This is a genomic window from Dapis brunnea BLCC-M229, from assembly GCF_050015995.1.
Classification (GTDB): domain Bacteria; phylum Cyanobacteriota; class Cyanobacteriia; order Cyanobacteriales; family Microcoleaceae; genus Trichodesmium.
Genome location: NZ_JBNHEP010000129.1, coordinates 1 through 13,828, shown reverse-complemented (window position 1 = coordinate 13,828; position 13,828 = coordinate 1). Strand labels below are relative to the sequence as shown.

9 protein-coding genes are annotated in these 13,828 nt (G+C 35.5%); 3 read left to right on the top strand and 6 right to left on the bottom strand.

Annotated elements, in window-relative coordinates:
• Window positions 1–143: 143 nt before the first annotated feature.
• The 4 genes from ACP6PM_RS15380 to ACP6PM_RS15365 form a co-directional block, all read right to left on the bottom strand.
• Window positions 144–410, bottom strand: a complete 267-nt coding sequence (locus ACP6PM_RS15380; RefSeq protein WP_426586057.1) for an EF-hand domain-containing protein — start codon at window positions 408–410, stop codon at window positions 144–146.
• A 628-nt stretch (window positions 411–1,038) separates the two neighbouring features.
• Window positions 1,039–1,554: a hypothetical protein gene (locus ACP6PM_RS15375; RefSeq protein WP_426586055.1), complete on the bottom strand. Its 516-nt coding sequence runs from the start codon at window positions 1,552–1,554 to the stop codon at window positions 1,039–1,041.
• Between the two features lie 133 nt (window positions 1,555–1,687).
• On the bottom strand, window positions 1,688–2,512 hold the full coding sequence (locus tag ACP6PM_RS15370; RefSeq protein ID WP_426586053.1) for a squalene/phytoene synthase family protein: 825 nt from the start codon (window positions 2,510–2,512) through the stop codon (window positions 1,688–1,690).
• A 481-nt stretch (window positions 2,513–2,993) separates the two neighbouring features.
• On the bottom strand, window positions 2,994–3,935 hold the full coding sequence (locus ACP6PM_RS15365) for a hypothetical protein (RefSeq protein ID WP_426586051.1): 942 nt from the start codon (window positions 3,933–3,935) through the stop codon (window positions 2,994–2,996).
• 484 nt (window positions 3,936–4,419) lie between these two features.
• Between ACP6PM_RS15365 and pstS the strand changes: the two genes are divergently transcribed.
• Both pstS and ACP6PM_RS15355 read left to right on the top strand, forming a co-directional pair.
• Complete coding sequence (gene pstS, locus ACP6PM_RS15360) at window positions 4,420–5,457, top strand: phosphate ABC transporter substrate-binding protein PstS (protein WP_426586049.1); 1,038 nt, start codon at window positions 4,420–4,422, stop codon at window positions 5,455–5,457.
• A gap of 894 nt (window positions 5,458–6,351) precedes the next feature.
• Window positions 6,352–6,723, top strand: coding sequence for a DUF2237 family protein (locus tag ACP6PM_RS15355; protein ID WP_426586047.1), 372 nt, complete (start codon window positions 6,352–6,354; stop codon window positions 6,721–6,723).
• 483 nt (window positions 6,724–7,206) lie between these two features.
• Here the strand turns inward: ACP6PM_RS15355 and ACP6PM_RS15350 are convergent, their stop codons facing one another.
• Together ACP6PM_RS15350 and ACP6PM_RS15345 are read right to left on the bottom strand one after the other, a co-directional pair.
• Window positions 7,207–7,887, bottom strand: a complete 681-nt coding sequence (locus ACP6PM_RS15350; RefSeq protein ID WP_426586045.1) for a methyltransferase family protein — start codon at window positions 7,885–7,887, stop codon at window positions 7,207–7,209.
• Window positions 7,888–8,644: 757 nt separating this feature from the next.
• Window positions 8,645–10,045 (bottom strand): protein kinase domain-containing protein, encoded by a 1,401-nt coding sequence (locus ACP6PM_RS15345; protein ID WP_426586043.1) that lies wholly within the window; start codon window positions 10,043–10,045, stop codon window positions 8,645–8,647.
• 2,210 nt (window positions 10,046–12,255) lie between these two features.
• Here ACP6PM_RS15345 and ACP6PM_RS15340 point away from each other — a divergent pair.
• On the top strand, window positions 12,256–13,602 hold the full coding sequence (locus ACP6PM_RS15340) for an aromatic ring-hydroxylating oxygenase subunit alpha (protein ID WP_426586041.1): 1,347 nt from the start codon (window positions 12,256–12,258) through the stop codon (window positions 13,600–13,602).
• The last annotated feature ends 226 nt before the right edge of the window (window positions 13,603–13,828 follow it).

Genomic DNA, 13,828 nt, shown 5'->3' with positions numbered 1-13,828 from the left:
AACAGGGAATAGGGAATAGGGAATAGGGAACAGGGAATAGGGAATAGGGAATAGGGAATAGAAAAGAAATAAAAATAGGTGTACCTCCAACGACCTGAGAAACGCTATATAATTTATGGAATTAGACACTAATCAATTTTGGCCTAAGATTTCAAGGATTTAAATACTGCTTGAAACTCCTCGTAACTGATTAGATCGTCACCACTTCTGTCTGCTGCTTTCAAAATCTTCTCAATTTGAACATCATTAATATAGGTATCGATACTACGAATATAAGTTTGTAATTCATCTAAATTTATATATCCTGACCCATCTGTATCAATATATTGGAAAACTCTGTAGAGTTCCTTTTCTTCTCCAGCAATAATGTGTTCTACGAAACCAATACGTTCAGCGATCGCCTGCCACAACTGATAGGGGTCAGTGTGTTTAAGAGCATCTGCTTCGTCATCTTTAGTAATGCTATATTAGACATCTCCGGAAAAGAGGGAACACTTAACACTTAACTGGGAACACTTAACCCACCCCTAACCCCTCCGGTGGAGGGGAGTAATTGATAATTTCTGGATGATAATTGATTTAATTTTTAATTTTTGGAGATGTCTATTTTTTTATCACTAATTATCCGGACATGATATAAGAGTTTATAATATTTATTTTTTCTGAGGGTTAAACCGTTTTATAATTGACTAAAAATAGTTTTATAGCTATAATGAATTGTTTTTTTTAAAGTGATAATTTGATTTATTCCTCTACGTTGGCAGCAAATTTACTAACACTTTTGTCACCATGTTACTGTAACTCTCTTTTTTGAATTTGGTATAAGATAATTTTCACGAGATTTTATCGATAGCTCTGCAACCGCAAAGTGTTTTATCTATTCCGCAGCTTACGAGGATAGAACAGCTAAGGATATTGCTGACCTAGTTCCGTTAAGATGGTATCATGCTCTCTCTGAGAAATACCCAGTTCTTGCCAAATTTGTTGAAAGCTTTCCAGACTATTAGCGGGGTTTACATAACCCTCATCAATGGCATCTCACAGCATCGCTTTGTAAGTTTGTAGACGTTTACCTTGGGATAAATCAGGCAGAACAAGTGCGAGAAGATAGACTTCATCCGCACTAAGATCGTCAATAGTTCGCCCCTCCAAAAACTTCGCGCTATCCAAATTCAGCTTTTTGAGCTGCTTTCGCAATCGACTGGCAAGACTTTCCCGTTGATAACGACTGGGAGTGCGCTGCCAAGTTCTATAAAGCCACAAGCTACTAGATACCGTTATTAAAACCTTAAAAAGACCGGGCAAGGGTGATGGCAACAACTGAATAAAACTTTGCCCTGAAAAAACAAAGAAGAAGTTGAAAATGAAAAACGTACACAAAGTAAACATTCGATGTCGAATGATTAGGGGGTCAGTCTGTTGGTGATGGCGATGCTGATGGGCTTTGTAAATGTCTTCCAAGGCACTACCAATACCTATAGCCCCAAAGGTAAATAGACCCAGAGTTATAGGTACTGCTAGGATTTTAGGAATGTCTACAGGCTGACCTAACAAATAAAACCCAGGTTTGAGTATATCGGCTAGTTGGTTTTCTTCGTGAGCCCAGACTCCCGATAAAGAATAATGCCAGTTCCCCGCATAAAGATAGTAATAGACAAAATACCCAACTTACAGACACTAAAGAATATTAAGCAGAGTTATTGCAACGAGAAATTAATTCCATCACTTCTGAACGAGTTAGCTTTTCTTGCCCCATTGTCAGAATATCGAGAGTCGCATGAGCAAGGGTAAGAGGAATTTGACAAAAACTTCGCGCTGGTCCCGAAGGAAGAGAGTTAGTATAAGAATCAGCCAATAAAAGATTACGTTGAGCATAAACTTGCATATCTTTGGCAGTCCAACCATGAGGAAAAAAATCTACGCCCCTAACTAAATCTTCTGAATGGTTACGGAGAATATTTACCGCCTGTAGACCACGGCCAAATCCAATTGCCTGGGTACGATTAGTCTGAGTACTATCATACCAACCCCATAAATCGGAAAGTAATAAACCTACTGCACCTGCCACACTAAAAGTATAACGATCTAAATCTGATTCACTATGGATTGTCCAATTATTTTCAGCCCAATAAGCCATCCGGTCTGCCATTGCTGCAGTTACATCCCAAATCCTAGGTGCTATAGTATCTGAAGCGAGTATAGCCCATTCTCCTACTCTTTTTGTTACTTCTGGTAGGTGGCTAATATTCAGGTCTAACTTCTCTGAGAAGTTAAGGAAACTGGAGTGGTCAACTGCTTCCTGTAAAACAAGACTAATCTTTCGTAACAATTTTGCCTTTGTGAAGTTATCTAGATCTGGATGATCCTCAATTTCATCAATGGCACGCATACAAAGATAAGCCGATGCCACTGCCTCTTTTAGGCCAGATGGTAATTGACTAATAGGGATATAAAAAGTTCGGCTAGTTTCTTTTAGTATCTCTAAGGCATCTTTATCTTTGGATATATTCATCTATATAAACTCCTCACGGCCATTTTTAGTTTAGGGTATCAGTTTTAATGCTCCACTCTGAATTATTGGGGCATTCTGAAAACTTAATAAGCATAAACTGCCAGTCTACTATAACTCTATTGACAGTCCTTGGACTTAGGATTTTCAAGTTTTATCCTAAAATGGACATTTAATCATAATGTCTAAAAAAAATTAGGGGTAGGGAATAGGGAATATGTCCGGGGTAGGGACGTTGCATGCAACGTCCGTAGGGATGAGTTAATTCATGAGTAGGAACAGGAACAAGTGGTGTTTGGGGTATTTATAATTCATATCTTGACTATAGTTCGCCCAAATATCTTAATTCATAGTTTGATTCACCAACGCCAAAAATTAATAGTTCCTAGAGTTCAACCTAGGAACTATATTTTGTAATATCAAATAATTTAAACTACTTAAATATGTAAAAATACCGGGTTTCTTTGCGTAAGTTCTGTTGGTATTACTTGTTAATCATTTGTTCTAGCACCGGCAGTCCAAAAGCAATAATAATACTAACTCCTAAACCTACAAACGCTTTTAAAGCATCACTGAAAATAATCTTACCTGCATCCTTAATTTCACGATTTTGCAAATTGTGAGCTATTGCTACCTCTCTTCCAGCTAAAAGACCGATAAAGACCCAAGTTGTACTCATCGGCATTTTGCTCCATTCTTTGAAGAATAACAAGATTAATCCGTAAATAAAATCTACAATTGTTGCTGAACGAATATCTTGAGTATTTGTTTTACTGGTAACTATATGTTGAATTGCACCACCATTTCTGTAGAAAATAACTGCGTGTAAAAGTAGCATTACAAACATTGAAAAAAATAGCATTGAAGCATCAAGATTTCGTGGCAGATATGCAAAAATATTTGCCAAGTCTTGAATTAACCATTGACTCCACAAAAATGCTGTTGATACCCACTGCAAAGCTACCCACTGAATAGGTGGTTCTTTGTAAGGTGTATTCAGAAATTTTTTTTCTAAAGCTTTTGTGACAAACTTATAAACAAGTATACCTGTGGTAAAAGCCAGAACATATCCAAACAATGATTTAGTTAGCATACTGGTAAGATTCCCAGGAGCAAACACTGTGAGAATTAGAAAAGTAGTACTAACAGGAATTCCCCAATTTGTTAAAAACAAAAGTACAAGAGGAGGAACTACATAAATCCAGCTAAAATTTTCAGGAAGAGGAAACTTTTCTAAACGTCCATAAGCTACATCTCCACCATTCACACTCCAACCATAGAAAAAAACTGCCAATAACACAGAGCAAGCAAATAGCCAAAGTACCCACCAAGGGCGCTTAGAGTTAGAACTTAAAAATGTGCCGAGGGTTTGAATTGCATCGTTAGCTACAATTGAATATGATGCTAGTAGAAACCCAATAAACATAAATACATATTGACTATTCATGTATCCAAGATATCCTCAAATATTGAAAAATGAATTATAATAATTATAGTTTAGCTGATGAGATTATTTATTTTCAGACCTATTAGTTTTAGTTTAAGCCTAAAATATTTTCAGCCAGCTTAATAAGAAATATACAACAAAGCTTTTAGATAAAAGTTAACAGTAGATTAAATTTTCGGGAATGTTATCTAATTAAATATTGTCTATACAAATTATATAAAAGTTCATAACTATAGCATTTCTCAGACTAATGAGGTTCACCTATCTTTATTTCTATTCTATTCCCTATTCCCTGTTCCCAGTTAAGTTTTCCCTAAAAAAAACTAATGCGCGTACTTCACGCTTCTTGGGAAATGCTATATAAATATTTAATAAGAAAAACAAAATATAATTTCTGAAAGCTGCTATCCTCGGTAATATTTAGAAATTTACAAGACATTGAGATTTTTCAGGAGGCTAAGATATGGCATTGTTAAAAACTGTTTGGCAAAATGCCTTAACAGTAACATTTGGAGTAGTCACTATTTCACTTGGAACAGTAGGTGAAGCGATCGCTCAAACTCTTCAAGGTGCAGGAGCATCATTTCCAGCTCCTTTATATGAGCGTTACTTTCAACAACTCAAAGAAGATACTGGAATTACAGTAAATTACAATTCAGTGGGTAGTGGTAAAGGTATTGAAAGCTTTATTGCAGATACTGTTGATTTTGCTGGTACCGATGCACCACCTGTAGAAGCAGAAATAGAGCAAATGCCAAAAGGATTAGTTATGGTACCCACAGCAGGAGGTGCTGTCGCAGTAGTTTATAATCTGCCTGGAGTTAATGAACTCAAACTATCTCAGTCAGTGTTACCAAATATCTTCGCAGGTAAAATTAAGAAATGGAACGATGGTAGGATAGCTAAAGATAATCCAGGAGTTGACCTACCAGACTTACCTATTAAAACTGTGGTGCGAGCTGATGGTAGTGGTACAACGTTTATTTTCTCCAGACATCTGAGTGCGGCAAGTCCAATATTCAGTCGAGAAGTAGGTGCATACAGAAAACCTGAATGGCCAGGAGAACCCCTAGAAGGTAATAAAAATGATGGAGTAGCTGCTTTAGTAAAAGAAAATGAAGGTACGATCGGCTATGTACAAGATACTTTTGCCCGTCAAAACAACCTTTCAACAGCAATGCTGGAAAACTTACAGGGTCAGTTTATCAAACCCACTCTTGAAGAAACAAATAAAGCATTATCGGGACTCAGATTTTATCAAGATTTTACTCCTGCTAACGAAGCTAACCCTGATAATGGATATCCTATTGTTGGCGTTACCTGGTTGTTAATTAAGCAAAATTATGATAATTCAGATCAAGTAACTGCAGTTAAGAAAATGATCGGTTGGATTTTGAATCAAGGTCAAAATTTGAACAGTACCCTTGAGTATACTCGTGTTCCAGAGAGTATAGCTGCAAAAATACTTGATAAAGTTGAAAATCAAGTTGCAACTAAATAATCAGATTATATCTATAGACGCAAGGGAAGGGATACCAAGAGAGGGAACAAAAAAGAATAAAAACAACTGTATCTCAGTAGCTTGAGAAAGTCTATATCTATAATCTCTACCGGGTAGGCTGAGAAATATTTCTAACTATATTAAACTAAGCCTACTCCTCTTTATAAGCCATATTCTATTATTTTCATTTTTGAAATTATCCATTCTCTACGAGTTTTGCCACAGGGTTCACTACTTTGACAATCGTTAATATTGACTTCTTCATAAGTTAATTGAACTTTTTTATTTAAGTAATAATCCTGGTCTGCACAAATTTCAAAGCTAGCTCCGGCATAATGTTCTTTACCATTTTCATCTATTCAAGTTGCATAGCACATTAAGTCTCCAGTAATACCAATTTTATAAATGTTTACTACAATTTCTTGAGTAGGGGAGTAGGGGAGTAGGGGAGTAGGGGAGTATGCAGGGACGTTGCATGCAACGTCCGTACAGAGAAGTAAACATCAGAATAATTAATACTAACTAGTTTAAAAAAAATATAAAAGTTATTTACTTGTGTTAATTATTTAATAATTGAAGTTTCACTCAAGCATAGCATTCTTTTTTCAAATTGGTGTAACTAATTCTTGTACGATTCCTGCTTTCAAAGAAGTGTCTTGACAAATTGCACTTATTGAAACTATAGACAGAGAAATTGCAGCTCAGGAAACAACAGTCGTGATTTTTTTTAGCATAGTATTTGAGGGATATAAATATTACTAATAATAGCACAAAAAAAGTAGCGATCGCCTAGACAAAAAACTGATAAAAATAATATTATTTGATAGAGAAAATAATCAAGTTAATCTCTGGTAAACTAAGAAACTGAACTATATCCAGAGGAATTATTTTTAAATGACAGAAGCACTAAATGTACTGGGCGAAAAACTAGAAATTTGCTGCACTTCTCCCATGACTGGATTTTATCGAGATGGATATTGTAAAACTGGAGTATCCGATGTTGGTTCCCATGTTGTTTGTGCAGAAGTAACAGCAGATTTTTTAGAATTTACTAAACGTCGTGGTAACGACTTAAGTACACCAAGACCTGAATATTCATTTCCAGGTTTAAAACCTGGCTATCGCTGGTGTTTGTGTGTATCCCGTTGGAAAGAAGCGCTTGACTCTGGAGTTGCGCCACCAGTGGTTTTGTCAGCAACTCATCAAAAAGCATTGGAGGTTGTACCTCTAGAGGTTTTGCAGGAACATTCGCTTGTAATTAATTAAATGTGATTAATAGAATCTCCAGTTATTAATAAGATCGCTTCCTCTGGGGGAGCAAAGCGATCGGTAAAACACTAATTTTACCTCGTAGTTGCGCTTCAGCGCTAGACATATATTTGGCACTAAAGCGCAACTACAAACAAAGACTTTTTTATAACTAATTGTTGGAAGATGGTATAATACCATGTCCGGATAAGAGCGTGATGAAAACACTTTTTTCCCTATCTCCTGTCTCCTGTCTCCTGTCTCCTGTCTCCTGCCTAATTATTTATAACTGTTCAACCGGACATGATATAACAGGAAATAGGAAAGATACTCAGGATTAAGAACGTTCCATGAAAGGTCTCTACAATATTTTATCTCAAATCCAGTAGTATTAGTACAATTCAAAACCGTAGGGGTTTGGTGACCAAACCCCTACCAAAGTTATAGTTTTTGTCAATATTGATGGTAGAACCTTATTCTTCAAAGCAAGCGGATTTGATATTATCTAATCAGTTGAATATCTTTTTCTTCACTAACTTTTTTAGCTTCTTGGTTGAGAGAATTATCACCCCATAGTTGAGGAATAATTAAGCCTGAATTAGCCTTATATTCTGCAAATTCTGGGTAACGAGATAGAGATTTATCTTTTTTCAGCATATTGGGAATAAATACTCCGGCAAAAAATGCTCCTAGAATTAAATAAGGTAGCCAATGTTGGGCTAACATTGCAAAAGCAAGATAGATTAATACTTCTCCTAAATAGTTAGTATTTCGGCAACGGGCAAAAAATCCTTCCGTGATTAATCCTGGTTTATATTTGAGAGTATAATATTTTTGAGCATCGCTAGTGTAGTGGAAGAAAATGCCAAAAATATTCAGAGAAATAGCAGCAGCTACTAAAGATAATGGAGGTTGAGTTCCACTGCTAATTAAAATGTAGGGAGCTACCCAATATAAGCCTATGATTACAAACATTACAATACCTTGTGAAACAGGTATTTCTTGTTCCCATTGTTTGTCTGGATAGATGCGGTCTTTTAGTAACCATAAAATTCCATAAGTGCCATGTAGAGCTAGATAAACCCAAGGACCTAAAGTAAAGTTTTGGTAGGCTACCATTAGTGCTAATACAAATATGAAGGTGGTAGCTTTATGGAGATTAATTGGATGTTTTATTTTCATAATTAGTGATAGTTATACTCTCGAAAAACTTTACTTCTATTATAAGTTAGGAAAAGGGAAAAAGAAAGAAGGAGTAAATGTTGAATAAAAAAAGGCAAAAATTATAGAGATATAGCAGTAGGTTTTTTGGTGTTTGACAAAAATCTGGGTTTACAGCGGTTTTCCTGCAAACTAGACCACAGTAGGGAAGTTGCATGCAACTTCCCTACAAGGTTTGGGTTATGGCGATGTGGTTCATCAACTTGAAAAGCGCTGTAAAGGCAACAGGTAACAGGGGGATTTCCTAAAGTCCTAACCTTAAATTGGAGCAGCTCTTTTTAAGCATCTGCGATCGAGATGTACCTTGTTGTAACATTCTTTTTTCAAAATGGTATTATACCAATTACCAAAAGTAATACTATACTTCAGCTATACTTCAACAGTTAAATAATTACCAAGATTCTAAGTCTTTTTTTGACAATTATTAGTCAGTTAGTATATATTTTTCCTACTTTTAACCTCTCCACACACCTCCCACACTTCCCACACTTCCCCACCTGATCGGGTATAGCATTCTTTTTGAGAAATGGTATTAGATGGTATTTACAGCAGTTTCTTACTCTATAGAAGTACATATATTTATAGTTTTAGGGAATAGGGGACAAGCAAAAAATATTTATTCAATTGATTGTACCACATTAACCACCAAATATGCTGTATTAATAAAAAAATCTAGTAACTCTCAGCCCTGTTCCTTTTTCCCTAATTCCAAATTAATTTATCCAGCAATAATAGCAGCAATAACAAACACAAATAAAATCACTAAAATTCCAATAATTCCGATACTAGAAATTAATAATAAAGATATAATCGCCCACATTCTCTGATGTTTTTTAAATTCAGAAATACTTTTCCATTGCCGACTTTTCCAAGCCCACTCATTTCCTTTAAAACCTAAAACTATTCCTGTCAGTAACCATCCCATGCCAAAAGTGACAAAACTTAAATCAATCCAAGCGATTAATCCTACCCAAACATGATTAGTTAGACACCAAAAACCAGGCAAGAAAAATCCTCCCCAACTCCAACCAAGAATTTCTTCTGGTATCTCATTAGAATTCTGAATAATATTCCCTGGTCCTGGAATAGCAACTAAGGCTGTTTTTGTCTCAATTACTTGTTTTTTTTCCTCAATTTTACTAATTTTAGTTGGTGCAATAATTTCTGGAGTTGGAGGTTGTAATTGTTCTAATACTTCCTCTGCTGACTGGAAGCGATCGCCAGGAATAGAAGCCAACATTCTATTTAAAATTCCCTCAAACTTCGGACTTAATTTTAATTCCTGACTCCATTGCCACTCCATTGTTCTTGCATTAATTAATTCCGAGGGAAATTTACCAGTCATTAATACTAAACAAGTCACTGCTAAAGCATATAGATCGCTATAGGGTGCAACAATTCCTAGGCGCATTTGTTCGTCAGGAGCATAACCAAATTTACCTAATTTAGTACCAGCAGAAACAACATTTTTTGAATTATCTGATTTGTGGGAAACTTCAGCAGCAATTTGTTTTACTCCACCCAAATCTATCAAAACTGGCAAACCATCATCCGCCCGAAAAATAATATTATCAGGAGCAATATCTCGATGAATAATTCCTTGACTATGCAAATAACTTAAAACTGGTAAAATTTGACGCAGAAAGTCAGTTATTTCAAATTCGCTAAAAAAATCACCTTGTTTTCGACGTTGATTTAGTAAAGATTCTAATGTTTGCCCTTCAATAAAATCTTGCACCAAAAATAAACATTTATTTTCTCGAATAAATTCCCAGAAACGGGGAATTTGAGGATGATTAATTTGATGTAATGTCATTGCTTCCCGTTGGAAAAGTTCTTCGGCTTTTTGAATAAATTCTGTACCTTGATTTCCGGGAGTTAATTGTTTTAAAACTACTGCTTGCTCGAATCTTCCTGTATCTTCTGCCAAGTAAGTTTTACCAAATCCACCTTGACCTATTTGGCGAATAATTATGTAGCGATTTCTTAATTTACTTCCTGGTTTTAATTCCGTAGGTGCTGTTTGAGAGGATTTTATTTCCTCTAGAGAAGCACCACAATTAGAGCAAAAACGAGAGGCAATAGTATTTTTATGTCTGCAATTTGTACAAGTAATCATATTTGTTAAGTTGAAGAAAGAAGGAAGAGAGAAGAAGGAAGAAGGTTAACTAAATTTTTTGACAGAAATCGCAACTTTAGTATTAAATTTCAGTCTTACTTTCTTGAGAGCAGTTTTGATGATTAGTATACCACAGTAGGGGCTAACCATGCTTAGTCCCCACAGGGTTTTGGTTGTGACGTGAGGTCATGTATTTGAAAAGGGGTTTTAATAATTAATAATTAATAATTAATAATTAATAATTAACAATTACCTCTTCTTATAAAGAAGAAGATTGGGCTAAAAGGAATTTTTTATTTTTTCTCCTTAAAAGGAGAGGCTTTATACCTTAATTTTTCGGTAAAATATTTTATGAGAATGATAATATAGCTTTGCTAAATAATTTGTAAAAAATTCCAACTCACAGATTAAAGAGTCTGAAACTTTTAACCTATTCCTTTTTTTCATGAAATATAGGGGTAAAAACAGAAGCTGAAATCTTACCTAAATATGCTCAGGACTTACTTTTCTCTTGGTCGATTGGATATGGTTAGGTAACCCATCCATCCCATCCTACAGAATGCTTGGCAAACAACCGCTTTTTCAAATTTTTTAGTGGTAAATGGCAAAGCTTATGTTATAATTAAAGATGTGAGTAGGTGGAGTTCCCGCAGATTTTAAGCCTGTGGAGAAGATAGGTTACAGCCAATGGGACAGTCCTCTTCAGTAAAGCAACAAGCTTGCCTCCAAAGCTCAAACCTCGGTTTGGGTAAGTTTAGCAGAACCGGTCAATTGGTCTGGCAATGGATAATTACCAATATTATATAGTAATTCCCAAAAAGCGTGAGGTACAAAATTCCTTTGTTCGGGGGGAGTAGGTAGGGATGTTGCATGCAACGTCTGTAGAGAGTAGTAATTCGGGAAACAGGGAATAGGGGTGCGACCCCGCGGGTTGCGACAGACGCACCTGTTAGCGCACCAAGAGAGAAAAGAAAAAAACAACAATGAGGAAGATAAGTTAATGTGGTTTTAGATTAACTTTTAATTCTTCCTCAATTTTTCAATTTTGATTCCTTCTTCAAAGACAATGACTTAAGCTTAATTATTACTTATTTATGCTCTTGCTTTAGTTCTTCTTCTAACATCTTTGACCGGATTAAAGTACGTTGTTGGTAGAGTGAATATAATAATAATTATTGTTGTTTAATCTGTTCTTGTGTCTCTTGAAAAGTAATTTCAAATCATGTTCTACTGACATAGTAAATCCTCCTTTTTTAGTTATAAAATGTGAATTGAAGTTTCAGTGAAAACTCGCATTCAATGACACAGTAAACCAAGGGAACTAACTGTTGATAATTAGGCATAAACTTAAGTATTTATCATATAAAAACCTCCTAATTCCTGAGATAAAAATTGTTATAAGTAATCTTTTGCGTATTGAATTTTACTCAACTACCAGCCATTGTTTAGCTCTCATATGTAAATCTTTTTACTAAAATATTAATCAAGTTTTATAGTTTTGCCAAAGTAGGTATAGCCGTTTATGAAATTAGAGAAATCCGTACTGAATATACTGTAATATCTGGTCAAAAATCAAGCAAACTTTCACTTTTGAGGAGTCAGATATGGGAACAGTAAGAATAGTTTATGACAACTTATTTGTTTTATTATATAAATCTCCCATCTGATTCCCATAATTTAGCAAAGGAAGCGATTTAAATTTTATAATCCAAATATTAAGGATAAAAATTAATAATATTACCATTATAAAGAGTAATATGATTTATATTTGTCTATATGCCTGAAGTCTGACTAACGCTTTTATTTGCTAGTAAATACTAACTTATTGATTTTGAGATACAAATTCATTTTCCGTTATAAATTGACAATTAAGTGGATATAAAATGGATGCTTTAATAAAAGCATAAAGAGTTGAATAAACATTAACTACTCTGTAGATAATAATATTAAACTCAGTAGTGTGTCCATATATTTTTTTTCTTTATATTTGTAATGTTAAATAACAGTTGTAATCTTTGAAGTAGGCATCAGCAAACAGCCCTCAGAAGTCCGCTTTCGGGCTGAAGCCCTACTACGAGCTTTGATTATAACTATTTCAAAAACATGATACCCATTACATCTCTATTTTCGGGCTGAAGCCCTACTAGGAGCTTTAATTTAACCAAAGATAATAGTAAGATATATTTGCAACCTATCTAATCAATAATCAAATGACTACCAGAAATTTCACCAGAGATGAAATGGAAACAGTGCAGGAAATATTGCAAACGGATAGCCGACCTGTGCCACCTGTACTCAAACAAGAATCAATCAAAAATCTGGGAACTGCCGATATTCCCAGAGAAATATTCTTTTCTCCTGAATATCATAACTTAGAAGTAGAAAAATTGTGGAAAAAAGTCTGGCAGTGGGCTTGTCGAGAAGAAAATATCCCCAATGTGGGCGATTATGTGGTATATGATGTAGCTGACCTTTCAGTAATTCTTGTCCGGAGTAAAGCTGATAAAATTCAGGCATTCTACAACTCTTGTTTGCACCGTGGAACCCAATTATGTGTTAATGAGGGAAATACTTTAGCTTTAAAATGTCCCTTTCATGGTTGGACATGGAAATTGGATGGTACTCTAGCTCATATTCCTTGTCGGTGGGATTTTGAACAAGTAGAGGATGAAGCTTTCCGGTTGCCTGAAATTAAGGTGGCAACATGGCAGGGTTTTGTCTTTATTAATTTTGACCCATACTGTGAGTCTCTTGAGAGTTACTTAGAAAATCTACCCGAACATTTCCAACAGTTTGCTTTACAGAAAAGGTTTACAGTAGCTCACGTTGCCAAAGTTATGCCTGCTAACTGGAAAGTGGCACTAGGGGCTTTTTTAGAGGCTTATCATATAATTGCAACACATCCACAAATTCTCAAATTCACTGGAGATGCTAATTCCCAAAATGACATTTATGGTCGTCATAATAGGTTAATTATGCCAATTGCGGTGCAAAGTCCCCATCTAGGTAAGCTACGAGACCCACAAGCTCCTGCTACAGGTCTGATAGAATTTATGGGAATTGACCTAGAAACATTACAGATATCTGAGGACATGAATCCCCGTGCTTATGCAGCAGAAGTCATTCGACAAAGCTTCAAGCAGAATTTAGAAGTTGACTGCTCTACTGTTTCTGATACAGAGATGCTCGATATAATTTCTTACTTTATTTTCCCTAACTTTATGATACTTCCTGGTGTCGGTCAACCGTTCATGTTTCGTTTTAGACCTTATGGTAATGACCCTGATAGTTGTATTATGGAATTCCTAGTCTTGCAACCTTGTACATCGGGAGTTACGCCACCAGCAGCTAAAATTCATTGGCTGACATCTGAGGAAAAATGGAGTGATGTACCAGAATTGAGACAAGCAGGACCAGTGCTAGATCAAGATGCTTCTAACTTACTCCTACTGCAAAAAGGTTTGAAAGCATCTGCAAAACCTGGTATTACTTTGGGTAACTATCACGAATCTCGAATCCGTCACTTTCATCAGGTATTGGATAAATATTTGAGCTAAAGTTATAATTAAGTTCTTCAGCTCGTAGTAGGGCTTTAGCCCGAAAATGCGAGGGTTAAAGCCCTACTACAAACCATGTTAACTGTCAACTTTTTTCCCATAAGGTCGCGACAAATATTTTCCTTGGGGCAACCCTAAAACTTCTCCTTTTTGACATCCTCTCCGGCCTAAAGGCGCGGAGATTCCCACGGATCTAAATCAAACAGACTAAGCTGTTTAGGTTTAA

Coding starts and splice junctions, on each gene's coding strand:
- ACP6PM_RS15355 (WP_426586047.1), top strand. CDS start 6,352: ATGACAGAAGCACTAAATGTACTGGGCGAAAAACTAGAAATTTGCTGC.
- pstS (WP_426586049.1), top strand. CDS start 4,420: ATGGCATTGTTAAAAACTGTTTGGCAAAATGCCTTAACAGTAACATTT.
- ACP6PM_RS15370 (WP_426586053.1), bottom strand. CDS start 2,512: ATGAATATATCCAAAGATAAAGATGCCTTAGAGATACTAAAAGAAACT.
- ACP6PM_RS15350 (WP_426586045.1), bottom strand. CDS start 7,887: ATGAAAATAAAACATCCAATTAATCTCCATAAAGCTACCACCTTCATA.
- ACP6PM_RS15345 (WP_426586043.1), bottom strand. CDS start 10,045: ATGATTACTTGTACAAATTGCAGACATAAAAATACTATTGCCTCTCGT.
- ACP6PM_RS15340 (WP_426586041.1), top strand. CDS start 12,256: ATGACTACCAGAAATTTCACCAGAGATGAAATGGAAACAGTGCAGGAA.
- ACP6PM_RS15365 (WP_426586051.1), bottom strand. CDS start 3,935: ATGTTTATTGGGTTTCTACTAGCATCATATTCAATTGTAGCTAACGAT.